The sequence below is a fragment of the Zoogloea oryzae genome (assembly GCF_030161255.1).
GTDB classification, from domain to species: Bacteria; Pseudomonadota; Gammaproteobacteria; order Burkholderiales; family Rhodocyclaceae; genus Zoogloea; species Zoogloea oryzae.
In genome coordinates this window covers 1-22,228 of record NZ_BSPX01000003.1, presented here as the reverse complement: position 1 = coordinate 22,228, position 22,228 = coordinate 1, and the positions used below count along the sequence as shown (strand labels likewise).

Annotated in this window: 22 protein-coding genes and 1 tRNA gene; 16 read left to right on the top strand and 7 right to left on the bottom strand. The window is 66.5% G+C overall.

The features are described from left to right. Nucleotides 1-5: 5 nt before the first annotated feature. Both clpX and lon read left to right on the top strand, forming a co-directional pair. Nucleotides 6-1,277 (top strand): ATP-dependent Clp protease ATP-binding subunit ClpX, encoded by a 1,272-nt coding sequence (gene clpX / locus QQK25_RS02075; RefSeq protein ID WP_284186516.1) that lies wholly within the window; start codon nt 6-8, stop codon nt 1,275-1,277. 87 nt (nt 1,278-1,364) lie between these two features. Beyond that, nucleotides 1,365-3,782, top strand: coding sequence for an endopeptidase La (gene lon, locus QQK25_RS02070; protein WP_153161043.1), 2,418 nt, complete (start codon nt 1,365-1,367; stop codon nt 3,780-3,782). Nucleotides 3,783-3,945: 163 nt separating this feature from the next. Here the strand turns inward: lon and QQK25_RS02065 are convergent. The 5 genes from QQK25_RS02065 to QQK25_RS02045 all read right to left on the bottom strand — a co-directional run bounded on the left by QQK25_RS02065 (nt 3,946) and on the right by QQK25_RS02045 (nt 5,118). After that, a tRNA-Arg gene (locus QQK25_RS02065) sits at nt 3,946-4,020 on the bottom strand. Between the two features lie 78 nt (nt 4,021-4,098). Then, a complete protein-coding gene (bfr, locus tag QQK25_RS02060; protein ID WP_284186515.1) occupies nt 4,099-4,578 on the bottom strand; it encodes a bacterioferritin in 480 nt (159 codons plus the stop codon). Further along, complete coding sequence (locus QQK25_RS02055) at nt 4,575-4,805, bottom strand: (2Fe-2S)-binding protein (RefSeq protein WP_284186514.1); 231 nt, start codon at nt 4,803-4,805, stop codon at nt 4,575-4,577. The genes bfr and QQK25_RS02055 overlap by 4 nt, the downstream gene beginning before the upstream one ends. Nucleotides 4,806-4,843: 38 nt before the next feature. Continuing rightward, the gene (locus tag QQK25_RS02050; protein ID WP_284186513.1) at nt 4,844-4,999 is read right to left on the bottom strand and encodes a hypothetical protein; all 156 of its coding nucleotides are present in this window, start codon (nt 4,997-4,999) and stop codon (nt 4,844-4,846) included. Then, nucleotides 4,996-5,118, bottom strand: coding sequence for a hemin uptake protein HemP (locus tag QQK25_RS02045; protein WP_153161047.1), 123 nt, complete (start codon nt 5,116-5,118; stop codon nt 4,996-4,998). The genes QQK25_RS02050 and QQK25_RS02045 overlap by 4 nt, the downstream gene beginning before the upstream one ends. A 260-nt stretch (nt 5,119-5,378) precedes the next feature. On the opposite strand from QQK25_RS02045, the gene QQK25_RS02040 reads away from it, so the two are divergent. Next, nucleotides 5,379-7,292 carry an ATP-binding cassette domain-containing protein gene (locus QQK25_RS02040; protein WP_284186512.1) on the top strand — a complete coding sequence of 638 codons (1,914 nt, stop codon included), beginning with the start codon at nt 5,379-5,381 and terminating at the stop codon, nt 7,290-7,292. Nucleotides 7,293-7,298: 6 nt separating this feature from the next. On the opposite strand, the gene QQK25_RS02035 is transcribed toward QQK25_RS02040, so the two are convergent. Further along, entirely contained in the window at nt 7,299-8,183 is an 885-nt protein-coding gene (locus QQK25_RS02035; RefSeq protein ID WP_284186511.1) for an HDOD domain-containing protein, read from the bottom strand. A 161-nt stretch (nt 8,184-8,344) separates the two neighbouring features. On the opposite strand from QQK25_RS02035, the gene QQK25_RS02030 reads away from it, so the two are divergent. The 5 genes from QQK25_RS02030 to QQK25_RS02010 all read left to right on the top strand — a co-directional run bounded on the left by QQK25_RS02030 (nt 8,345) and on the right by QQK25_RS02010 (nt 13,957). Then, nucleotides 8,345-9,352, top strand: a complete 1,008-nt coding sequence (locus tag QQK25_RS02030; protein WP_284186510.1) for an oxidoreductase — start codon at nt 8,345-8,347, stop codon at nt 9,350-9,352. 24 nt (nt 9,353-9,376) lie between these two features. Further along, nucleotides 9,377-10,558 carry a GGDEF domain-containing response regulator gene (locus QQK25_RS02025; RefSeq protein ID WP_284186509.1) on the top strand — a complete coding sequence of 394 codons (1,182 nt, stop codon included), beginning with the start codon at nt 9,377-9,379 and terminating at the stop codon, nt 10,556-10,558. Nucleotides 10,559-10,620: 62 nt separating this feature from the next. Continuing rightward, nucleotides 10,621-12,513: a propionate--CoA ligase gene (locus QQK25_RS02020; protein ID WP_153161052.1), complete on the top strand. Its 1,893-nt coding sequence runs from the start codon at nt 10,621-10,623 to the stop codon at nt 12,511-12,513. 71 nt (nt 12,514-12,584) lie between these two features. Beyond that, nucleotides 12,585-12,989: a hypothetical protein gene (locus QQK25_RS02015; protein WP_284186508.1), complete on the top strand. Its 405-nt coding sequence runs from the start codon at nt 12,585-12,587 to the stop codon at nt 12,987-12,989. Then, nucleotides 12,986-13,957 (top strand): CapA family protein, encoded by a 972-nt coding sequence (locus QQK25_RS02010; protein ID WP_284186507.1) that lies wholly within the window; start codon nt 12,986-12,988, stop codon nt 13,955-13,957. Before QQK25_RS02015 ends, QQK25_RS02010 begins: the two co-directional genes overlap by 4 nt. A 6-nt stretch (nt 13,958-13,963) precedes the next feature. Here the strand turns inward: QQK25_RS02010 and moeA are convergent, their stop codons facing one another. Then, a complete protein-coding gene (gene moeA / locus QQK25_RS02005; RefSeq protein ID WP_284186506.1) occupies nt 13,964-15,211 on the bottom strand; it encodes a molybdopterin molybdotransferase MoeA in 1,248 nt (415 codons plus the stop codon). 210 nt (nt 15,212-15,421) lie between these two features. Here moeA and QQK25_RS02000 point away from each other — a divergent pair, with 210 nt between their 5' ends. The 8 genes from QQK25_RS02000 (at nt 15,422) to QQK25_RS01965 (ending at nt 21,939) form a co-directional block, all read left to right on the top strand. Then, nucleotides 15,422-15,895, top strand: a complete 474-nt coding sequence (locus tag QQK25_RS02000) for a 4Fe-4S dicluster domain-containing protein (protein ID WP_284186505.1) — start codon at nt 15,422-15,424, stop codon at nt 15,893-15,895. 11 nt (nt 15,896-15,906) lie between these two features. Then, nucleotides 15,907-17,754 carry an aldehyde ferredoxin oxidoreductase family protein gene (locus QQK25_RS01995; RefSeq protein ID WP_284186504.1) on the top strand — a complete coding sequence of 616 codons (1,848 nt, stop codon included), beginning with the start codon at nt 15,907-15,909 and terminating at the stop codon, nt 17,752-17,754. A gap of 96 nt (nt 17,755-17,850) precedes the next feature. Next, on the top strand, nt 17,851-19,137 hold the full coding sequence (locus tag QQK25_RS01990) for an NAD(P)/FAD-dependent oxidoreductase (RefSeq protein ID WP_284186503.1): 1,287 nt from the start codon (nt 17,851-17,853) through the stop codon (nt 19,135-19,137). 8 nt (nt 19,138-19,145) lie between these two features. Continuing rightward, nucleotides 19,146-19,397 (top strand): MoaD/ThiS family protein, encoded by a 252-nt coding sequence (locus QQK25_RS01985; RefSeq protein WP_284186502.1) that lies wholly within the window; start codon nt 19,146-19,148, stop codon nt 19,395-19,397. Between the two features lie 8 nt (nt 19,398-19,405). After that, on the top strand, nt 19,406-19,711 hold the full coding sequence (locus tag QQK25_RS01980; RefSeq protein ID WP_284186501.1) for a hypothetical protein: 306 nt from the start codon (nt 19,406-19,408) through the stop codon (nt 19,709-19,711). Then, nucleotides 19,708-20,412, top strand: coding sequence for an ABC transporter permease (locus QQK25_RS01975; protein ID WP_284186500.1), 705 nt, complete (start codon nt 19,708-19,710; stop codon nt 20,410-20,412). The genes QQK25_RS01980 and QQK25_RS01975 overlap by 4 nt, the downstream gene beginning before the upstream one ends. A 10-nt stretch (nt 20,413-20,422) precedes the next feature. Further along, complete coding sequence (locus QQK25_RS01970) at nt 20,423-21,136, top strand: ABC transporter ATP-binding protein (protein WP_284186499.1); 714 nt, start codon at nt 20,423-20,425, stop codon at nt 21,134-21,136. Then, complete coding sequence (locus QQK25_RS01965; RefSeq protein ID WP_284186498.1) at nt 21,118-21,939, top strand: ABC transporter substrate-binding protein; 822 nt, start codon at nt 21,118-21,120, stop codon at nt 21,937-21,939. The genes QQK25_RS01970 and QQK25_RS01965 overlap by 19 nt, the downstream gene beginning before the upstream one ends. Nucleotides 21,940-22,228: the final 289 nt, after the last annotated feature.

Below are 22,228 nucleotides of genomic sequence, written 5' to 3'. Positions count from 1 at the left end.
CAGTAATGGCGGACAAGAAAACGAGCGGCGAAAAGCTCCTGTATTGCTCGTTCTGCGGCAAGAGCCAACACGAGGTCCGCAAGCTGATCGCGGGTCCGTCCGTGTTCATCTGCGACGAGTGCATCGAGCTATGCAACGACATCATTCGCGACGAAATTACTGCGGACACCGGAAGCGCCAAGGGCATCAAGGGTGAACTCCCGTCCCCGCGCGAAATCTCCGAGATCCTCGACCAGTACGTGATCGGTCAGCGCGCGGCCAAGCGCATCCTCTCCGTGGCGGTGTACAACCACTACAAGCGGCTGCGCCACCTCTCCAAGACCCACGACGAAGTCGAACTCTCGAAGAGCAACATCCTGCTGGTCGGCCCGACCGGTTCGGGCAAGACCCTTCTTGCCCAGACCCTGGCCCGCCTGCTCAACGTGCCCTTCGTGATGGCCGATGCCACCACCCTCACCGAGGCCGGCTACGTGGGTGAGGATGTCGAGAACATCATCCAGAAGCTGCTCCAGAAGTGTGACTACGAAGTGGACAAGGCTCAGCAGGGCATCGTCTACATCGACGAGATCGACAAGATCTCCCGCAAGTCCGACAACCCGTCGATCACCCGTGACGTGTCCGGCGAGGGCGTGCAGCAGGCGCTGCTCAAGCTCATCGAAGGCACCATCGCGTCGGTGCCGCCGCAAGGTGGCCGCAAGCACCCGAACCAGGATTTCGTGCAGGTGGATACCACCAACATCCTGTTCGTCTGTGGCGGCGCCTTCGACGGTCTCGACAAGGTGATCCGCAACCGTACCGAGCAGGTCGGCATCGGTTTCGGCGCCGAGGTGAAGAGCCGCGAGAGCAAGAACGTCTCCGAATCCCTGCGCAATGTCGAACCCGAAGATCTGATCAAGTTCGGTCTCATCCCTGAACTCATCGGTCGTCTGCCGGTGGTCGCCACGCTGCAGGAGCTCGACGAGGAAGCGCTCATCCAGATCCTCATCGAACCGAAAAACGCCCTGATCAAGCAGTATCAGAAACTGTTTTCGATGGAAGGCGTCGAACTCGAGGTACGGCCGGCGGCGCTTCAGGCCATTGCCCGCAAGGCGCTCAAGCGCAAGACCGGTGCCCGCGGTCTGCGTTCGATCCTTGAAGCGACGCTGCTCGACACCATGTACGACTTGCCGTCCATGGAAAACGTGTCCAAAGTCGTGGTCGACGAGGGCATGATCGATGGCGGCGCCCAGCCGATCCTGATCTACGCCGATCAACCCAAGGTCTCCGGCTCCAACTGAAATCAGGCAGAAGAAGTTTCATCCGACTGCTTGAATTGATGTCGCTGAGGCCCCATATGGGGCCTTAGTGCCTTTAAAGGAATAATCATGTCGAGCACGCTTGACCTCTCCGAAGACCAAGTCGAACTGCCGCTGCTGCCGCTGCGCGACGTCGTCGTCTTCCCGCACATGGTGATCCCGCTGTTCGTGGGTCGCCCCAAGTCCATCAAGGCGCTCGAGAACGCCATGGAGGCCGGCAAGAGCATCCTGCTGGTTGCCCAGAAGTCTGCCGCCAAAGATGAGCCCTCGGCCGACGATCTCTACGATCTGGGCTGCATCGCCAACATCCTGCAGATGCTCAAGCTGCCCGACGGCACCGTGAAGGTGCTGGTCGAAGGCGTGCAGCGCGCCCGTGTGGTGTCGGTCGAAGACCTGCGCACCCTGTTCGTCGCCAAGGCCCAGCCGATGCCCGCCGCCGAGACGCCGGACAACGAGGTCGAGGCCATGCGCCGGGCGATCATCAGCCAGTTCGACCAGTACGTTAAGCTCAACAAGAAGATCCCGCCGGAGATTCTCAGCTCCCTGTCGGGCATCGAGGAGCCGGGCCGGCTGGCGGACACCATCGCCGCCCACCTGCCGCTCAAGCTCGAGCAGAAGCAGGAAATCCTCGAGATGTTCGACCCGGGCGAGCGCCTCGAGCGCCTGCTCAACCAGCTCGAAACCGAACTCGACATCCTTCAGGTTGAAAAGCGCATCCGTGGCCGCGTCAAGCGCCAGATGGAGAAGAGCCAGCGCGAGTACTACCTGAACGAACAGGTCAAGGCCATCCAGAAGGAGCTCGGCGAAGGCGAGGACGGCGCCGATCTCGAGGAGATGGACAAGAAGATCAAGGCCGCCGGCATGACCAAGGAAGCCATGGCGAAGGCCCAGGCCGAGCTGAAGAAGCTGCGCCTGATGTCGCCCATGTCGGCCGAAGCCACCGTGGTCCGGAACTACATCGAGACCCTGGTCGGCCTGCCCTGGAAGAAGAAATCTCGCATCAGCAAGGATCTGGCCGAAGCCGAGAAGGTGCTCGACACCGAGCACTACGGCCTCGAAAAGGTCAAGGAGCGCATCCTCGAGTACCTCGCCGTGCAGCAGCGCGTCGACAAGCTCAAGGCGCCGATCCTGTGCCTCGTCGGCCCCCCGGGCGTCGGCAAGACCTCCCTCGGCCAGTCGGTGGCCCGCGCCACCAACCGCAAGTTCGTGCGCATGAGCCTCGGCGGCGTGCGTGATGAAGCCGAGATTCGCGGCCACCGTCGCACCTACATCGGTTCGATGCCGGGCAAGATCCTGCAAAACATGTCCAAGGTTGCCGTGCGCAACCCGCTGTTCCTGCTGGATGAAGTGGACAAGATGGGCCAGGACTTCCGCGGCGATCCGTCGTCGGCGCTGCTGGAGGTGCTCGACCCCGAACAGAACTCGACCTTCGTCGACCACTACATCGAAGTGGAATACGACCTGTCGGACGTGATGTTCGTGGCGACTGCCAACACCCTCAACATCCCGGCGCCGCTCCTCGACCGGATGGAACTCATCCGCCTGTCGGGCTACACCGAGGACGAGAAGGTCAACATCGCCCAGCGCTACCTTGTTCCGAAGCAGATGAAGAACAACGGGATCAAGCGCGAAGAGTTGTCGGTGACCGAAGACGCCATCCGCGACATCGTGCGCTTCTACACCCGCGAGGCGGGCGTGCGGGGTCTCGAGCGTGAGGTGTCGAAGGTCTGCCGGAAGGTCGTCAAGGCGCTGGTCCTGGGCAAGCGCAAGGCCAAGGTGGTGGTGAACGCCAAGAACATCGACAAGTACCTGGGCGTGCGCAAGTACACCTTCGGTGTGGCCGAGAAGGAAAACCAGATCGGCCAGGTGACCGGCCTCGCGTGGACCGAAGTGGGGGGCGAACTGCTGACCGTCGAAGCCGTGGCCCTGCCGGGCAAGGGCAAGATCATGACCACCGGCAAGCTCGGCGAGGTCATGCAGGAGTCCATCCAGGCGGCGCTGTCGGTGGTGCGTCGGCGCTCCAAGTCGCTGGGCATCCAGGAGGATTTCTATCAGAAGTCCGACATCCACATTCACTTGCCCGAAGGCGCGATTCCCAAGGACGGCCCGTCCGCCGGCATCGCGATCTGCACCGGTCTGGTGTCGGTGCTCACTGGCATCCCGGTGCGCTGCGACGTGGCGATGACGGGCGAGATCACCCTGCGTGGTGAAGTCCTGCCGATCGGCGGCCTGAAGGAAAAGCTGCTGGCGGCCGTTCGTGGCGGCATCACCCGCGCGCTGATTCCGCAGGAGAACGTCAAGGATCTCACCGAGATCCCCGACAACGTGAAGAACGAGCTGGAGATCATCCCGGTCAAGTGGATCGACCAAGTGCTCGAGCACGCGCTGGAGCGCATGCCCGAGGCGCTGCCGGAAGTCCCTGCCGCGGATGTCGCCGTCGCCAAGCCGGCCGAGCCGACTGAGAACGGTGAAGTCGTGAAGCACTGACCCGCGTCGTCATGATGCAGAAAGAGGCCGGCTGTGATGCCGGCCTCTTTTTTTGCGCTGCGGCCCGGAGATTGGCGCGATCCCTGTCGGGGGAATCGAATCGGCGACGCGGAAGCGTGCCCCAAAAAGAACAAGGCCCTCACGAGGAGGGCCTTGCCGGGTCTGGTCCCCCCGACAGGAATCGAACCTGTATCTGGCGCTTAGGAGGCGCCCGTTCTATCCATTGAACTACGGAGAGAGGAGGGCGGCATTCTATCCCGGCAGCGCCGGAAAATGCCACGTCTTCATGCTTTCCGCGGTGTCGGGGGACGCCTCGTCAGGACGCGCTCACGTCCATCTGGGATTGCAGGTAGTTCTGGATGCCGACCTTCTCGACCAGTTCGAGCTGGGTTTCGAGGTAGTCGATGTGCTCTTCGGTGTCGTCGAGGATGTGCTGGAAGATGTCGCGGCTCACGTAGTCGCGGACGGATTCACAGTAGGCGATGGCGTCCTTGAGGTGGGCGTGGCCGCCTTGCTCCAGCTTCAGATCGCCCTGAAGGCATTCCGGGACGTTCTCGCCGATCAGCAGCTTGTCGAGGTTCTGCAGGTTGGGGAGGCCTTCGAGGAACAGCACGCGCTCGATGAGCATGTCGGCGTGCTTCATCTCTTCGATGGATTCTTCGTACTCGTGCTTGCCCAGCTTGCCGAGGCCCCAGTTCTTGTACATGCGTGCATGCAGGAAGTACTGGTTGATGGCGGTCAGCTCGGTGGTGAGTTGCTTGTTCAGATGCTGGATGACCTTCTTGTCGCCTTTCATGCTGCCTCCTGGATCAATGGAAATGTACGGATGCCGTGCGAAAGGAGCTGGGGCGGGTGCTGCTTGTCGAGGGCCTGATGCAGGCACTGCTTGGCGCACCGGGCACACCGCCCGCATTCCTCGGTGACGCCCAACTCTACCCGAAGATCACGGAGTCGGCGAGCGCCGCCGGCGACGGCGGATTCGATCTGTTTTTCGGTGATTGCACGACAAACACAAACGTACATTGTCCTGTTTCCTCCAGCGCTTCTGGACAGCCAGGCGTTCAGTGGATCGGATAGAGCTGCAGCACCAGCTGGATCGCCGCATACCCGCCGGCAAGCCCCACAGCCAGCCAGAGCGCGACGCCGGTGGCAGAGAGGCGGGAAGACCCGGATGAGACCGGAAGCACGGGATGGCGGTGATGAGTGGTGAGCATCATTTTGTGAGAATCAGTTTGCCGGCACGTGTGGTACGCAACGCATAAATCATGCCTTCGTGTTCGATGAAGATGCAGCTGCGGTTATCGAACAGATCCTTGCTCCGGATCGGCGTGTCCATGTGACCGGCTTGTACCCGTGGGGCCTCTGGGTGATGCGCAGCCTTGGCTGTTTCGTCAGGGGTTGTCACGGTAGTTGTTAAAGCAAATGAGAACAATTCGTATTAAACAGATTGACCGATCGTTCGTCAAGCATGTTTTGCGGGGTGTGTGACGCACTTGCAGACAGCCCTCGTGCTGCCCGGTAGCCGCCGGAAAGGGCTCCGGGCGGCCTGGCAGGGTAGAATCCGCAGCTTTCCTGCGCCAGCCTCCCGGATTCGCCATGCCCCTGATCACCCTCGACGATGCCTGCCTTGCTTTCGGCCATGTTGCCCTGCTCGACAAGGCGGCCTTTCAGCTCGACCCCGGCGAGCGGGTTGCGCTCATCGGGCGCAACGGCAGCGGCAAGTCAAGCCTGCTGAAGGCGCTTGCGGGGCAGGCGACGCTGGACGACGGGCGGCTGTGGCGCCAGCCCGGCGCGCGGGTGGCCTACGTGCCCCAGGAGGCGGATTTCCCCCTCGAGCGCAGCGTGTTCGCCACCGTGGCCGACGGCCTGGGCGACGTGGCCCAGCTGCTGGTGGATTACCACGCGGCAACCCTGGCGGTGGCCGAGGACGCCAGCGAGGCCGCGCTGGCCCGGCTCGAAGACCTGCAGCACCGGATCGAGGATGCCCAGGCCTGGCGCCTGGAGCAGCGCGTCGAGCAGGTGCTGGGCCAGCTCAAGCTGTCGGGCGAGGCGGTGGTGGGCAGCCTGTCGGGTGGCGGCATCAAGCGGGTGGCGCTGGCCCGGGCGCTGGTGGGCGAGCCGGAGATCCTGCTGCTGGACGAACCGACCAACCACCTGGACATCGACGGCATCCTGTGGCTTGAAGAATTGATCCGCGACTTTGCCGGGGCGGTGGTGGTCATCACCCACGACCGGGTGTTCCTCGACCACGTAGCGACGCGGATCGTCGAGCTTGATCGCGGCATCCTGTCCAGCCATCCCGGGCGTTTTTCCGAATACCTGGCCCGCAAGGCCGACCAGCTGGACGCCGAAGAGAAGGCCAACGCTCGCTTCGACAAACTGCTGGCCCAGGAGGAGGTGTGGATCCGCAAGGGCGTGGAAGCGCGACGGACCCGCAACGAAGGCCGCGTGCGCCGGCTGGAGGCCCTGCGCCGGGAGCGCGGCGCACGGCGCGACCGGCTGGGAACGGTCAAGCTGGCGCTGGACCGGGGCGAGGGCAGCGGCCAGATGGTGGCCGAACTCGAGAACGTCAACAAGCGCTTTGGCGAGCGCACCATCGTCCGGGATTTCTCGACGCGCATCCTGCGGGGCGACCGGATCGGCCTGATCGGCCCCAACGGCGCCGGCAAGACGACGCTGCTCAAGCTCATCCTCGGCGGGCTGGAGCCGGACGACGGCCGTGTGCGGCGTGGCACCCGCCAGACGGTGGCCTACTTCGACCAGCTGCGCGAGCAGCTCGACCCGGAGGCGCCGCTCACCGAGGTCATCAGCCCGGGCTCGGATTACGTGGAGATCGCCGGCCACCGCACCCACATCATCGGCTACCTGGGGGATTTCCTGTTCTCGCCCCAGCGCGCCCGCTCGCCGGTCAAGTCGCTGTCAGGCGGCGAGCGCAACCGGCTGCTGCTGGCCCGACTGTTCGCCCGGCCGGCCAACGTGCTGGTGCTCGATGAACCGACCAACGACCTGGACATCGAGACGCTTGATCTGCTCGAAGACCTGCTGGCGCAGTACGACGGCACGGTGTTCCTGGTCAGCCACGACCGGGCCTTCCTGGACAACGTGGTGACGCAGGTGATTGCAGCCGAAGGTGATGGCCGCTGGAAGGAATACGCCGGTGGTTACGAGGACTGGCTGCGGGTGCGCAAGACCAGCGAAGCCGCCGCACCAGCTGCGACGCCCAAGTCCGCTGCGCCAAAGAAGGAAGCCACGCCCGCACCTGCGGCGAGCAACAAGCCGGCCAAGCTGAGCTGGAAGGAACAGCGCGAACTGGAAGCACTGCCAGACCGCATCGCGGCGCTGGAAGACGAGCAGGGCGCGATCCAGGCCCGGCTCAACGACCCGGCCATTTATCGGGATGCGCCGCAGGAGGTGCCGCAGCTAAACGCGCGGCTGCAGGCGCTGGAGGGCGAGATCGAGGCAGCGATGCTGCGCTGGGAAGAGCTCGAGGCCCGTTCGGGCGGCAAGTAAGCCCGGTCAGGCCTGAGGCAGGGCGCGGTCGGGGTCTCCGCCGGCCGCCAGCAGGTTCTCGATCGACTCGTGGGGCACCTGCAGGCGGGCCAGCAGGTTCTCGCGGCTGATGTGGATCAGCTTCTCGATGGCCGAAAGATCGTCGGGAATCGCCGGGTTGTCCCAACCCTGGGCGGTGTGGCGGGCGAGGCTGTTGGCCAGCTGCACGGTGCGCACCCGGGCGTTGTCGATGTATCGCTCGTCCATCATCGACACCAGCAGGTCGGGCAGGTGCCAGTGGCGCACCAGCGCCAGCTGCAGTTCCTTGGCCGAGAAGTTGAATACCGAGCGCTGGGCCACCGCCGAGCGCAGCCCGCGGTCGACCCGCTGGAGTTCATACACCTGCTGGGTGAGGGTCGGGGCGAAGCACCAGCACAGGATCTCGGTGACCTCCGACAGCAGCGCCGCCACCGTCACCTCATCCACGTCCAGATCATGGCGCACGATCGCCCAGTCGCGGGCATAGCGGGCCGCCCGGCGGGCGCGGCTGATCACCCGCAGTACGCCCACCAGGGCCTTCGGATGCTGGGCAATCTGGCCTTCGATGGTCGGCTGGTCGGCAAAGTCGCGCAGGAAGGGTGAGATGCCCATCATCATGATCGCCCGCTCGATCGTCGTGATGTCGTGGTTCTGCCGGGCGCGCCGGTTGGCCTCGATGTGGATCAGCACCTTCAGCGTCATCATCGGGTCTGACAGCACCAGCGCGGCCACTGTTCGCCCGTTGATGCTGTCCTCCTGTTCGAGCATCGCCTGCAGCTCCTTGACCGTGTGCTTGAGCACGGGCAGGGGTTCCTGGCTGAAGAAGGCGATGTAACTGTCGATGGTGTCGAACGGCTGTGGGATCAGGGCCATTGTCATGCTCCGGCGGGTGATGACCTCATTTACGGCAGGACGGTCGCGGGATTGAGGCCCGGGGCGGAACGCGGGGCTGGCAGGCGGGTTGCCAAGGCTATAATCGGCCGACCAACACATAAGGATGCCGCTGCGCATCCATTCACGAGGAGAGCAAAACCATGTCCAGCGTCCCGAACCCGTTCCAGGCCTTTGTTCTGCGGCAGGACGAGAACCGCAAGGTGCTCGCCGCGATGGAGCCGCTCACCGTCGACCAGCTCGATGCTGGTGAGGTTCTCATCGAAGTGGCGTATTCGAGCGTCAATTACAAGGACGCACTGGCCGCCACCGGCACCGGCAAGATCATCCGGCGCTTCCCGTGCGTGGGCGGCATCGACATGAGCGGGACGGTGGTCGAGAGCGCCGACCCGCGCTTCAAGCCGGGCGACGCCGTGATCGCCACCAGCTACGACATCGGCGTGGCTCACCACGGCGGTTACGCCCAGTACGCCCGCGTGCCGGCCGGCTGGGTGGTGCCGCTCCCCGACGGCCTGTCGCTGTTTGACGCCATGGCGCTGGGCACCGCCGGCTTCACCGCCGCGCTGGGTATCGTGCGGATGGAAGACAACGGCCTGGCGCCCGCCAATGGCCCGGTGATCGTCACCGGCGCCAGCGGCGGCGTGGGCGGCCTCGCCATCGACATGCTGGCGGGCCTTGGTTATCACGTGGTGGCCCTCACCGGCAAAGCCCACGAAGAGGCCTATCTCAAGGATCTCGGCGCGGCCGAGATCAAGCTGCGCGACACCATCGACCCGGCCAAGACCCGCCCGCTGGACGTGGGCCTGTGGGCTGGCGCGGTGGATAACGTGGGCGGTGACATCCTCGCCTGGGTGCTCTCGACCATGAAGCAGGCCGGCACCGTGGCCAGCATCGGCAACGCCCAGAGCATCAAGCTCGACACCACGGTGTTCCCGTTCATCCTGCGTGGCGTGAGCCTGCTGGGTGTTGACTCCGGCTACATGGGTGAGCCGACCCGTACCCGCGTGTGGCAGCGCCTGGCGGGCGATCTCAAGCCGCGCCACCTCGCCGCCATGACCCGCACGGTGCCGTTTGCCGAACTGCCGGGCGTTTTTAACGACTTCATCGCCGGCAAGGTCAAGGGGCGCACGGTGATTGCCGTTAAGGGGTGAAGTCCCCAACAGCGAGTCCCCAGCATGAACGATTCAACCGATCAGGCCCTGCCGCGTGTTCTGATCATTGACGATTCCCGGATGGTCAGAGCATCGATCATCCGGCACGTGAGGGACCGCTTTGATGTACGTGAGGAAGCGGACGGGGAGGCCGGCTGGCGGACGCTGCTGGTCGACCCGACCATCCAGGCGGTGATCACCGACATCGGGATGCCCAACCTCGATGGCTACGGCCTGCTGGAACGCATCCGCTCCTCGCGCCTGTCGCGCATCAACACCCTGCCGGTGGTGGTCATCTCCGGCGACGACGAGCCGGACGTGCGCGTCAAGGCCAAGAGCGCCGGCGCCACCGACTTCATCTCCAAGAGCATCGGCAACATCGAGCTCCTGGCGCGCCTCGAGGCGCTCACCCAGCTTGCCCGCACCCAGCGCGATCTCGAGGAAAGCCGCGCCGCGCTGGCCACCGCCAGTCCGGTCGACCCCGCCTCCGGGCTCGCCACCCAGTCTTATCTGCACTACCACGCCTCCCAGGAGCTCTCGCTCGCCCAGCGCAAGCATGGCGCCCTGTCGGTGATGGTCATCGAGATCGACCAGTTCGACACCCTCGTGGCCCGCTACGGCGCCCACGTGGCGCAGCTGGTCAATCGCAAGCTGTCGAAGATCATGGCCACCAAGCTGCGCAAGGAAGACACCGTGGCCGAACTGGCCCCGGCGCGCTTTGCGGTGGTCTCGCCCAGCACCGACATGCTTGGCGCCTGCGGCTTTGCGATGCGCCTGCGCGGGGCGATCGAGCACATCGTGATGACCTATCGGGAGGAGCGCATCCGCATCCGCCTGACCATGGGCATCGCGGCCGCCGATCCCGAACTGCAGCAGACTGTCAGCCACCTGATCGGCATCGCCGTCGAGCGCCTCACCGCCGGGCAGCTTGCCGGGGGCAACCGGGTGATCGGCGACAACGGCGAGGTGACCCCCGACCTGCTCGCACCGCCGGCCCGCCCGCCGGTGAGCATCGATCAGCTATTGCAGCACCTGGCCACCACCGGGCCGGATGCCGCGCTGCGCAGTAAACTCCCGGATGCCATCCGGACCCTCCTTCCTCTGCTGGAATTGATAGAATCCGAGCACCCGTCCGGTCTGCCGCTTGCCACCCTCGCACGCGTCGCAGAAGCCGGCCTGGAAACGGCAGCGCACCACAACGACTGAGCGGGCGCCATGACGCACCGCCGCCGCTGCCCATGTTCGGACTTTATTTGGGGGAGGAACCCATGGCTTCATACAAGGAATTTCACAAGCGCTCCATCGAAGACCGCAACGGCTTCTGGGGCGAGCAGGCCGAGCTGATCCACTGGAACAAGCAGCCCGAGCAGATCTACGACTTCTCCAACCCGCCGTTCGTCAAGTGGTTCAAGGGCGGTGAAACCAACCTCTGCTACAACGCCGTCGACCGTCACGCGGAAAGCAACCCCAACGGCAAGGCGCTGGTTTACATCTCCACCGAGACGGACGAGGAGAAAACCTATTCGTTCTCCGAACTGCGCACCGAAGTCATGCGCATGGCGGCGATCTACCAGAGCCTCGGCGTCAAGAAGGGCGACCGCGTCCTGATCTACATGCCGATGATCGCAGAAGCCTGCTTCGCGATGCTGGCCTGTGCCCGCATCGGCGCGATCCACTCGGTGGTGTTCGGCGGTTTCGCCTCCCACTCGCTGGCCACCCGCATCGACGATGCCAAGCCCACCGTGATCGTCTCCGCCGACGCCGGCATGCGCGGCGGCCGTCCGGTGCCCTACAAGCACCTGCTGGACGAAGCCATCAGCCTGGCCGAGCATAAGCCCGCCAAGGTGCTGATGGTCAACCGTGGCCTCGACAAAGAGATGGTCGTGGTCGAAGGCCGCGACGTGGATTACGCCACCCTGCGCGCCGCCCACATGGACGCCAACGTGCCGGTCACCTGGCTCGAGTCCTCCGAACCCAGCTACATCCTGTACACCTCCGGCACCACCGGCAAGCCGAAGGGCGTGCAGCGTGACACCGGCGGCTACGCTGTGGCGCTGGCCGCCTCGATGAAGCACATCTACTGCGGCAACGCGGGCGAGACCTTCTTCTCCACGTCCGACATCGGCTGGGTGGTGGGTCACAGCTACATCATCTACGGCCCGCTGATCGCCGGCATGGCCACGATCATGTACGAAGGCACCCCGCTGCGCCCGGACGCCGGCATCTGGTGGAAGATCTGCCAGGAGCAGGAAGTCACCGTGATGTTCAGCGCCCCGACCGCCATCCGCGTGCTCAAGAAGCAGGACCCGGCCTTCCTCAAGAAGTACGACCTCTCCAAGCTGCGCGCCCTCTACTGCGCCGGCGAGCCGATGGACGAGACCTCCCACCAGTGGATGATGGACGAGCTGGGCATCCAGGTCATCGACCACTACTGGCAGACCGAAACCGGCTGGGCGATGCTGTCGCTGATGCCGGGCGTCGAGAAGCACGACGTGCAGCTGGGCTCCCCGGGCTTCCCGGTGTACGGCTACGACGTGCGCCTGTTCCGCGACGACGGCTCCGAGTGCGGCCCCAACGAGAAGGGCATCGTCGGCGTCGTGCCGCCGCTGCCGCCGGGCTGCCTGTCCACCGTGTGGGGCGACGACAAGCGCTTCGTGTCCACCTACTTCACGCTGTTCCAGGACCCGATGGTCTACTCCAGCTTCGACTGGGGCATCAAGGACGACGCCGGCTACTACAAGATCCTCGGCCGTACCGATGACGTGATCAACGTCGCCGGTCACCGTCTCGGCACCCGCGAGATCGAGGAAGCGGTGCAGTCCCACCCGGCTATCGCCGAAGTGGCGGTGGTGGGCGTGGCCGACCAGCTCAAGGGCCAGATGCCGATGGCTTTCGCCGTCGTGAAGGACCCGACCACCATCGACACCCCCGAGAAGGTCGTGGCCCTCGAAAAGGCCGTGATGAAGATCGTGGACGGCAGCCTCGGCGCCATCGCTCGCCCGGCCCGCGTGCACTTCATCTCCGGTCTGCCCAAGACCCGCTCCGGCAAGATGCTCCGTCGTTCGATCCAGGCGCTGGCTGAAGGCCGTGATCCGGGCGATCTGACCACCATCGAAGACCCGAGCACCCTGGAACAGATCAAGGCAGCCCTCACCGCCTGATCCCGCTTCCAGTCAGCACCAGAAGCCGACCGCCCAATCCGCGGTCGGCTTTTTTCTTGGCAACACGACACATGATTCGACTCCCGATCCCGCTCCTCGCCCTGGCCGTCAGCGTCGCGCCCGGCGTGGCCGAAGCCGCCGCGCGCATCCATTGCCACACCACCTACGGGGGCGAGACGCGCCTGCACGTGGCTCGTCCGGTGGCCTCGCCCTACGGCGTCGGGAGCGAACCGATCGGCAGCCACTTCCTGTTCCGGGTGGTGTTCGAGGGCCAGCCCCGCGAGCTGGCGGCCGTGAAGATCTACACCTACGCCGATCTCGATCACGGCCCGACGCTCATCCACCAGTCGACCCATCCGCTGCCCCTCGCCAATCGCGGCGCGTATGGCTTCACCGGGCTGCAGCGGGTCTACGAGCCCCGGCGGGACAGCGAACTCGAATACTGGTGCGAAGTCGCGGGGGGAGGGCGGAAATGAGCCTGCGACGCCTGCTGGCCGCCACCGCGCTGATCGCCCTGGCGCCGGCCGCCGCGGCCGAAAGCCTGAGCCTGATCTTCGCTGGCGACGTGATGCTCGACGACGGCCCGGGCCGGGTGGTGGCCGACGGGCGCGATCCTCTCGCGGCGGTCGCGCCGCTGCTGGCGGGTGCGGACTACCGCATCGCCAACCTGGAATGCCCGGTGGCCACCACCGGCGCGCCGCTGGACAACAAGATCTACAGCTTCCGCGCCCATCCGCGGGTGCTGTCGGTGCTGCAGGGGCGCTTCGATGCGGTGTCGCTGGCCAACAACCACTCGGGCGACTATGGCCCGGGGGCCTTCACCGAAACGATGGCCCTGCTGGATGGCGCCGGCATCCGCCGCTTCGGGGGCGGGCGCAATCTGGTCGAGGCCCACGCGCCCCTGTGGATCGAGCGCAAGGGGCTGCGCATCGCCGTGCTCGGCTACAACGAATTCAAGCCGCGGGTGTTCGAGGCGGGCGCCGACCACCCCGGCATCGCCTGGAGCGAGGACAGTCACGTGATCGCCGACATCCGCGCCGCCCGCAAGGCCGGGGCCGATCTGGTGATCCCTTTCATGCACTGGGGCTGGGAGCGCGAGCCCGAACCCTCGGCCCGCCAGCGTGCGCTGGCCCGGCGAATGATCGACGCCGGCGCCGCGGCGGTGGTGGGCGGGCACCCCCACGTCACGCAAGGGGCAGAGCTTTATCGCGGCAAGCCCATCATCTACAGTCTGGGCAACTTCGTGTTCGACGGCTTTGACGATGTCCCCGCCGGGCGGGTGGGCTGGCTGCTGCGGCTGGAGCTCGACCGACGCGGCGTGGCCGAATGGCGCACCTTTGAAGCGCGGATGGATGGAGAAGGCGTACCGTCGCCCGCAACTGGCGCCGTCACGCCCTGCGGCCGGCGGGGCGATCGCGTCGTGGGCGCCTGCCGCAACCCCTGAGCGACGTCAGATCAGGCCCTCGAAGAGCTGCACCGGCACGGTCTCGCCGGCCGTCACGTCGCCGCGGGTCTCGTCGATCACGATGAAGCAGTTGGCCTCGGAGAGCGAGCGCAGCACCCCCGAGCCCTGGGCCGACGCCGGCTTCACCTTCCACACGCCGTCCTCGGCAAACAGCCGGCCGCGCAGGAATTCGCAGCGGCCCGCCAGCTTGCGCACCGGCGCCACGCACACGGCCGGCATCAGCGGCCGCTCAGGCAGCGGATCGACGCCAGAGAGCTTGAGCAGGGCGTCCTGCACGAACTGGTAGAAGGTCACCATCACCGCCACCGGGTTGCCCGGCAGGCCGAACATCCAGGCTTTGCCGATGCGCCCGAAGGCCATCGGACGGCCCGGCTTGATGTCGATCTTCCAGAAACCCACTTCGCCCAGGCGTTGCATCAGATCCCGGATGAAATCGGCTTCGCCCACCGACACGCCGCCGGTGGTCAGCACCACGTCGGCGCTGCCGGCCGCGGTGAGGAAGGCGGCCTCGAGTTCGTCCGGCCGGTCGGGCACCACGCCCATGTCGATCAGCTCGCAGCCCAGGCGGGCGAGGGCGCCGTGGAGGGTGTAGCGGTTCGAGTCATAGACCTCGCCCGGGGCGAGGGGGCGGCCGACGCTGGCGAGCTCGTCGCCGGTCGAGAAGAACGCCACCCGCAGGCACCGGGTGACGGCCACCTCCGCCAGCCCGAGGGATGCGGCAAGGCCCAGCTCGGCGGGGCCCATGCGCTTGCCGCGGGGGATCGCCACGCCGCCTTCGGCCAGATCCTCGCCGGCGCGGCGCACGTTCTGCCCGAGCCGCAAGCCGCCGGGCACGGTGATGCGCTCGCCGTCGACGCCCACTACCTCCTGCACCACCACGCTGTCGGCGCCCATCGGCATCACGCCGCCGGTCATGATCCGCACCGCCTGGCCGCGCCCGACGATGCCGGAAAAGCCCCGCCCGGCGTAGGCGGTGCCCACCACCTGCAGCGACACCTCGCCGTCGGCGGGCAGGTCTTCGGCCCGCACGGCGTAGCCGTCCATCGCCGAGTTGTCGTGGGCCGGCACGTTGCACGGGGCGATCACATCCCGCGCCAGGGGGCGGCCCAGGCTGGCCCGCAGGGCCACGCATTCGTGGCCGCCCACCGGTGCCACGGCGTCGAGGATGGTCCGGCGCGCTTCAGGGACGGTCAGCGTCTGGCGGGGGGCGGCGCATCCTGGGTCGAGGCTCATCGAGGGGCTCCTGGCTGTGGGTCGAGAGGGTTGATTAGTAACACAAATCGGAACCGCTGGAATCATTGCGGCGGTGCGCATTGACACGGCTACGCGCCTGCGTATGCTGGCCTGACCGCGAATCCTCGCGCGGCCGGATGGCTTGCGGTGGATTGCGACTGACGCAGCCCCGGTTCGCCACTGCGGGCCAATAAAAACGAGGAGACATTCATGTGGAAATCGCTTCACATCGACCCGAAGAAGTGCACCGGCTGCCTGCAGTGTGAGATGGCATGCTCGGTCGAGCACACGGGGGCCATCAATCCGTCCAAGTCGCGCATCAAGGTCTTCAGCTTCGAAACCGAGGGCCGCAAGGTGCCGTACACCTGTACCCAGTGCACCGATGCGTGGTGCCTCAACGCCTGTCCGGTCGATGCGATCCGTGTCGATGCGGCCACCGGCGCCAAGCAGGTCTTCGACGATGTGTGTGTCGGGTGCAAGGTGTGCACCATCGCCTGTCCCTTCGGCACCATCAATTACAACCAGGATAGCGGCAAGGTCCAGAAGTGCGACCTGTGCGGCGGCGAACCGGCCTGTGCAGAAGCCTGCCCGACCGGCGCGATCACCTATGTGGATGCCGACTGGACGGGGATCGACAAGATGCGCGCCTGGGCCGCCAAGGCCAACACCGCTGTGACCGAATAAGGAGACCGACCATGGCCTGGAACCGAAAACTGCTGCGCGTCAATCTCACCACCGGCACCTGCACCGCCGAACCCCTCAACATGGAATGGGCGCAGGACTACCTGGGCTCCCGCGGGCTCGCCACCAAGTACTTCGTCTCCGAAGTCGACCCGAAGGTCGACCCGCTGTCCCCCGACAACAAGATGATCATGTCCACCGGGCCGCTCACCGGCACGATGGCTTCAACCGGTGGGCGCTACACGGTGGTCACCAAGGGCCCGCTCACCGGCGCCATCGCCTGTTCCAACTCCGGCGGCTTCTTTGGCGCCGAGATGAAGTTTGCCGGCTGGGACATGATTATCTTTGAAGGCCGTTCGCCGAAGCCGGTCTACCTCTACCTGGAAAACGACAAGGCCGAGCTGAAGGACGCCACCCACCTGTGGGGCACCAGCTGCTGGCACACCGAGGAGACCATCAAGCACGAGCTGCAGGACCCGCTGGTTCGCGTCTCGTCCATCGGCCTCGCGGGCGAGAACCAGGTGCTCTTCGGCTGCATCGTCAATGATCTGCACCGGGCGGCGGGCCGTTCGGGCGTGGGCGCGGTGATGGGCTCGAAGAACCTCAAGGCCGTGGCGCTGCGCGGCACCAAGGGCGTGTCGGGCGTGAAGGACATGAAGGCCTTCATGAAGATCACCGCCGAGAAGAAGAAGGTGCTGGCCGACAACGCCGTCACCGGCCAGGGCCTGCCCAAGTTCGGCACCCAGGTGCTGATGAACGTCATCAACGAGATGGGCGGGCTGCCCACCCGCAATCACCGGGACGTACAGTTTGAAGACGCCGGCAAGATTTCTGCCGAGGCCATGCACGAGAAGCGCCCCAGCGACAACAAGCCGCACCTGGTCACCAACGCCGCGTGCTTTGGCTGCACCATCGCCTGCGGGCGCATCTCCGAGATCGACAAGGGCCACTTCACGGTGGTGAACAAGCCCGAATACTGGGGCGCCTCCGGCGGCCTCGAGTACGAAGCCGCGTGGGCACTGGGCGCCGCCAACGGCGTGGGTGATCTGGAAGCCCTGCAGTACGCCAACCTGCTGTGCAACGAGCAGGGCATGGACCCGATCTCCTTCGGCGCCACGGTTGGCGCGGTGATGGAGCTCTACGAGATGGGCGTGCTTACCAAGGAGCAGATCGGCATCGACGCGCCCTTCGGCTCGGCCGAGGCGCTGGCCCGGCTGGCCGAGATGACCGCCCGGGGCGAAGGCTTCGGCAAGGAAATCGGCCAGGGCTCGAAGCGGCTGTGCACCAAATATGGCCACCCGGAGCTGTCGATGACGGTGAAGGGGCAGGAATTCCCGGCCTACGATTCCCGCGCGATCCAGGGCATGGGCCTCACCTACGCTACCTCCAACCGCGGCGCCTGCCACCTGCGTTCCTACACCGTGGCGTCCGAAGTGCTGGGCATTCCGGTCAAGACCGATCCGCTTACCACCGACGGCAAGCCCGAGCTGGTGAAGGCCTTCCAGGACGCCACCGCGGTGTTCGACTCGGCTGGCATCTGCGTGTTCACCTCGTTTGCCTGGACGGTGGCCGATGTGCAGCCGCAGATCGAAGCCGCCTGTGAGGGCGACTGGTCGATGGACAAGCTCAACCTGATGGGCGAGCGCATCTGGAACATGGAGCGCCAGTTCAACAACGCCGCCGGCCTCACCCGCAAGGATGACGACCTGCCGCCGCGCCTCAAGACCGAACCGGCCAAGACCGGCCCGGCCAAGGGGCTGGTGAATGGCATCGATAAGATGCTGCCGGAGTACTATGAGCTGCGCGGCTGGACCCAGGAAGGCGTACCCACGCCCGAGACGCTGTCCCGCCTCGGCCTCTGAGGGCCGCGTCCGCTACGGTTCCCGAGCTGTTGATCCAAGCGCACACGACGCCGGCTCCGGCCGGCGTCGTCGTGCCTGCGACATGAGGATTTCCCGATGAAGCATCTGATCCTGGGCAATGGCCCGGCCGGCGTGGTTGCCGCCGAGGCCCTGCGTCGCGCTGCGCCCCGCGACGAAATCGTGATGGTCGGCAGCGAGAACCTGCCGTCCTATTCGCGGATGGCGATTCCCTACCTGCTGGAAGGCAACATCGACGAATCCGGCACCTACCTGCGCAAGACGCCGGGCCACTTCGACGCCCTGGGCGTGCGCCTGCTGGAGGGCCGCGCGGTGGCGCTCGACACGGCCAAGCAGACGGTGCTGTTTGCCGACGGCCACTTTGAAAGCTACGACCGGCTGCTGGTGGCAACCGGCTCCCACCCGGTGCGGCCGCCGATCCCCGGCGTCGACCTGCCCGAGGTGCAGACCTGCTGGACGCTCACCGACGCCCGCGCCATCGCCGCGCTGGCCAAGCCCGGCGCCCGGGTGCTGCAGCTGGGCGCCGGCTTTATCGGCTGCATCATCATGGAAGCCCTCGCCAAGCGTGGCGTGCAGCTCACGGTGGTCGAGATGGGCGACCGGATGGTGCCGCGGATGATGACGCCCAAGGCCGGCGGCATGATCAAGCGCTGGGTCGAGGAGCAGGGGATCCGGGTGGTCACCTCCGCCGGCGTCGAGCGCATCGACCGGGCTGAAGGGGGCGATGCGCCGCTCACCGTCAGCCTCTCCACCGGCGACAAGCTGGCCTGCGATCTGGTGATCGTCGCTGCGGGCGTCGCGCCCAACGCGGCATTCCTCGACGCCACCCCGGTGCACGTGGCCAAGGGCGTGCTGGTGGATGCGCGGATGGAGACCTCGGTGCCCGGCATCTTCGCGGCCGGCGACGTGGCCGAGGCGCCGGATCTCTTCACCGGCGCCCATCTGGTTTCCGCCATCCAGCCCAACGCGGCCGATCAGGCCCGCGTTGCCGCCATCAACATGGCCGGCGGCAACGCGCGGATGCCCGGCGTGCTGGCGATCAACGTGCTCGACACCCTGGGGCTCATCTCCACGTCCTTCGGGCAGTGGTGGGGCGAGCCGGACGGGCAGGGCGTCGAGGTGGTGGATGAAGCCGCCTTCCGCTACCTCAGCCTCCAGTTCAAGGACGACGTGCTGATCGGCGCCACCTCCATCGGCATGACCCAGCACGTGGGCGCCCTGCGCGGGCTGATCCAGGGCCGGCTCAAGCTGGGCAAGTGGAAGGACGTGCTGCTTGAGTCGCCCCAGCGTTTCTTCGAGGCCTATCTGGCCGCCACCCAGCCGGATTCGGTCGCCCGCCGGCAGGCCGCCGCTGCCTTTGCCTGAAAGCCTGCATGCGAGTCGTCTTCAAGCTCTTTGCCTCCCTTGCGGATTACCTGCCGGCCGACCGGCGGGGCAACATCGTCGAGCTGGACGTGGTGCCAGGCACCACGGTGGGCGATCTCATCACCGCCTACCGGGTGCCCGAGAAGAGCGCCCACCTGGTGCTGGTCAATGGCCATTACATCGCGCCGGCGGCCCGCGCCGGCCGGGTGCTGGCCGAGGGCGATGAACTGGCGATCTGGCCGCCCATCGCCGGAGGCTGACCCGGCCCATGGCGGAAGATGTGAGCGCGCCGGGCGGTTTCGTCCGGGAGGTCGGCGCAACGCTGGCCGAGTTTGAGCGTGGGCTGCGGCTGGCCGTGCCGGATGGCGTCTCGGCGCCGTCGCCAGGGTGCCTGCGGGTGGCCTCGGGCGGGGTAACGCTCGACATCGATCTGACTGAGCTCCCCGAACGTCGCCTGGGCCAGTTTCGCCTGCCGGTGCTTGCCGCCCGCTACCGTTTTGTTGCCGGCGATGTGCCCGACCGGGCGGCGCTGCTGGCCCACCTAGACCGCGCCATGCAGCGGGGGGGCGGATGAGCGGGCTCGGTGCGGCTTTTTCCGATGCCTTTGCGCTCCTTGCCGGCTTCGATCATCAGGTGGCGGAGATCGTCACCCTGTCCCTCGAGGTGAGCGGGCTGGCCGTGTTGCTGGGCACGCTCATCGGCCTGCCCCTGGGCGCCTGCCTGGGCGTGGGGCGCTTTCCCGGCCGGCAGCTGCTGGTTGTCGTGCTCAATGGCTGCATGGGCTTGCCGTCGGTGGTGGTCGGGGTGGTGGTGTATCTGGCCCTGTCACGCTCCGGGCCGCTGGGCAGCCTGGGTTTGCTCTATTCGCCGACCGCGATGGTGATTGCCCAGACGGTGCTGGTGGTGCCGCTGATGGCCGCCATCGCCCGGCAGGTGGTGGAGGACGCCTGGCGCGAATACGAAGAGGAGCTCACCGCGATGGGTTTTCGCTGGGCCGGGCGGGTGAGGGTGCTGCTCCACGACTGCCGGCATTCGCTGATGGTGGCGGTGCTGGCGGGGCTGGGCCGGGCCATGTCGGAGGTGGGCGCGGTGATGATCGTCGGCGGCAATATCGACCGCTCGACCCGTACCATGACCACGGCCATCGCCCTGGAGACCAGCAAGGGCGACCTGCCCCTGGCGGTGGCGCTGGGCATGGTGCTGCTGGCGGTGATCCTGCTGCTCAACGGCGTGGCCTACGCCCTGCGCCAGTGGGCGATGCGGCGCTACGCATGAAGGGGGCCGCGTGTTTCCGCTAAAGGTGACCGACTTGCGCTGGCGCGTGGCGGGCCGTGCTGTGCTGGATGGCCTCAGCCTCGAGCTCGGCGGTGATGGCATCACGATCCTGCTGGGCCCCAACGGCGCCGGCAAGAGCGTGCTGCTGCGCAGCCTGTGCGGGCTGATCGAGCCGGAATCCGGCCACATCGATTTCGGCGGCGGGCCACGGCCGGAGTCCGGCGTGGCGATGGTCTTTCAACAACCCAAGATGCTGCGCGATTCGCTCCTCGGCAACGTGGAGTTGGCCCTGCGTCCGCTGGGCGTAGCGGCGGCCGAGCGGCGCAGCCGGGCCCAGGCGGTGCTGGAGCGGGTCGGGCTGGCCCACCGGGCGACGGACAGCGCCCGCGGGCTGTCGGGCGGCGAGCGTCAGCGCCTCGCGCTGGCCCGGGCGTGGGTGACGCGGCCGCGCCTGCTGCTGCTGGACGAACCCACCGCCAGCCTCGACCCCAGCTCGGTCGAGGCTATCGAACGCATCGTGCGCGAGATCCGCACCGAAGGCACCCGCATCCTGATGACCACCCACAACCTCGGCCAGGCCACCCGGCTGGCGGATGACGTGGTGTTCATGGATGCCGGCCGGGTGTGCGAGCATGCGCCGGTGCAACGCTTTTTCGCCCGCCCGGCCTCCCAGGCCGCGCGGCTTTACATCCAGGGAGAACTACCATGGCGCATGGCTTTTTGAAGTTCCTCAAATCCGCGGTGCTGGGCCTGGCCGCGCTGGCATCCACGGCCCAGGCGGGCGAATCCATCGTGCTGGCCTCGACGACCTCCACCGAGCAGTCGGGCCTGTTCAACTTCATCCTGCCGATCTTCGAGAAGGATTCGGGCATCGCGGTGAAGGTGGTGGCGTTGGGCACCGGGCAGGCGCTGGACGTGGGCCGGCGGGGCGATGCGGACGTGCTGCTGGTCCATGACCGGGCCGCCGAGGACAAGTTTGTCGCCGAAGGCTATGGCGTGGATCGCCGCGACGTGATGTACAACGACTTCGTGCTGGTGGGCCCCGCCGCCGACGCCGCCGGCGTGAAAGGCGCCAAGGACGCCGTGGATGCCTTCGGGCGCATCGCTCGCAAGGGCGCCAACTGGGTGTCCCGCGGCGACCGCAGCGGCACCCACGCGGCCGAGTTGCGCTTCTGGCAGAGCGCCGGCGTCGATCCGAAAGGGCAGGGCTGGTACAAGGAAGCCGGCGCCGGCATGGGCCCGACCCTCAACATGGCCGCCGGCATGGGCGCCTACACCCTGGCCGACCGCGGCACGTGGGCCAGCTTCAAGAACCGCCAGGATCTGGCCATCGTCTATGCGGGCGACCCCAAGCTCTACAACCCCTACGGCGTGATCCTGGTGAACCCGGCGAAGCACCCCCACGTCAAGCGCGCCGCGGGCGAGCGCTTCATCAGCTGGATCACTTCGGCCGAAGGCCGCCGGGCGATCTCGGCCTACCGGATCGGCAACGAGCAGCTGTTCTATCCGCTGCCGGTAGCGCGCTGACGGGTTCGGGCCTCTGGGCTCCCGGGTCGGAGCAAAAGGCTGCGAACCGGGAGCAGATTGCTCCTTACCCGGAGCATTTCGCTCCCGGGTGGGAGCAAAAAGCCCTCAACCGGGAGCTAAACGCTCCCGACCGGGAGCAATTTGCTCCCTGTAGTGGTCAAGTAATACCGGACACCTCGATAGGGTGCTGTACTGCGGTTTTCCGTTCATAGGCCGTGGGCGGCAGGTAGCCCAGCGTCGAGTGCAGACGGACGTTGTTGTAGAACCCGACGATGTAATCGGTAATGTC

Bases quoted from the DNA above. Each gene is read 5' to 3' on its own strand.
- bfr (WP_284186515.1), bottom strand. From the start codon at position 4,578: ATGAAAGGCGACAAGAAGGTCATCCAGCATCTGAACAAGCAACTCACC.
- QQK25_RS02020 (WP_153161052.1), top strand. From the start codon at position 10,621: ATGGCTTCATACAAGGAATTTCACAAGCGCTCCATCGAAGACCGCAAC.
- QQK25_RS02040 (WP_284186512.1), top strand. From the start codon at position 5,379: ATGCCCCTGATCACCCTCGACGATGCCTGCCTTGCTTTCGGCCATGTT.
- QQK25_RS02015 (WP_284186508.1), top strand. From the start codon at position 12,585: ATGATTCGACTCCCGATCCCGCTCCTCGCCCTGGCCGTCAGCGTCGCG.
- lon (WP_153161043.1), top strand. From the start codon at position 1,365: ATGTCGAGCACGCTTGACCTCTCCGAAGACCAAGTCGAACTGCCGCTG.
- QQK25_RS02045 (WP_153161047.1), bottom strand. From the start codon at position 5,118: ATGGACACGCCGATCCGGAGCAAGGATCTGTTCGATAACCGCAGCTGC.
- QQK25_RS02050 (WP_284186513.1), bottom strand. From the start codon at position 4,999: ATGATGCTCACCACTCATCACCGCCATCCCGTGCTTCCGGTCTCATCC.
- QQK25_RS01985 (WP_284186502.1), top strand. From the start codon at position 19,146: ATGCGAGTCGTCTTCAAGCTCTTTGCCTCCCTTGCGGATTACCTGCCG.
- QQK25_RS01995 (WP_284186504.1), top strand. From the start codon at position 15,907: ATGGCCTGGAACCGAAAACTGCTGCGCGTCAATCTCACCACCGGCACC.
- QQK25_RS02025 (WP_284186509.1), top strand. From the start codon at position 9,377: ATGAACGATTCAACCGATCAGGCCCTGCCGCGTGTTCTGATCATTGAC.
- QQK25_RS02030 (WP_284186510.1), top strand. From the start codon at position 8,345: ATGTCCAGCGTCCCGAACCCGTTCCAGGCCTTTGTTCTGCGGCAGGAC.
- QQK25_RS01990 (WP_284186503.1), top strand. From the start codon at position 17,851: ATGAAGCATCTGATCCTGGGCAATGGCCCGGCCGGCGTGGTTGCCGCC.
- clpX (WP_284186516.1), top strand. From the start codon at position 6: ATGGCGGACAAGAAAACGAGCGGCGAAAAGCTCCTGTATTGCTCGTTC.
- QQK25_RS02055 (WP_284186514.1), bottom strand. From the start codon at position 4,805: ATGTACGTTTGTGTTTGTCGTGCAATCACCGAAAAACAGATCGAATCC.
- moeA (WP_284186506.1), bottom strand. From the start codon at position 15,211: ATGAGCCTCGACCCAGGATGCGCCGCCCCCCGCCAGACGCTGACCGTC.
- QQK25_RS02035 (WP_284186511.1), bottom strand. From the start codon at position 8,183: ATGGCCCTGATCCCACAGCCGTTCGACACCATCGACAGTTACATCGCC.
- QQK25_RS01975 (WP_284186500.1), top strand. From the start codon at position 19,708: ATGAGCGGGCTCGGTGCGGCTTTTTCCGATGCCTTTGCGCTCCTTGCC.
- QQK25_RS01980 (WP_284186501.1), top strand. From the start codon at position 19,406: ATGGCGGAAGATGTGAGCGCGCCGGGCGGTTTCGTCCGGGAGGTCGGC.
- QQK25_RS02000 (WP_284186505.1), top strand. From the start codon at position 15,422: ATGTGGAAATCGCTTCACATCGACCCGAAGAAGTGCACCGGCTGCCTG.
- QQK25_RS02010 (WP_284186507.1), top strand. From the start codon at position 12,986: ATGAGCCTGCGACGCCTGCTGGCCGCCACCGCGCTGATCGCCCTGGCG.
- QQK25_RS01965 (WP_284186498.1), top strand. From the start codon at position 21,118: ATGGCGCATGGCTTTTTGAAGTTCCTCAAATCCGCGGTGCTGGGCCTG.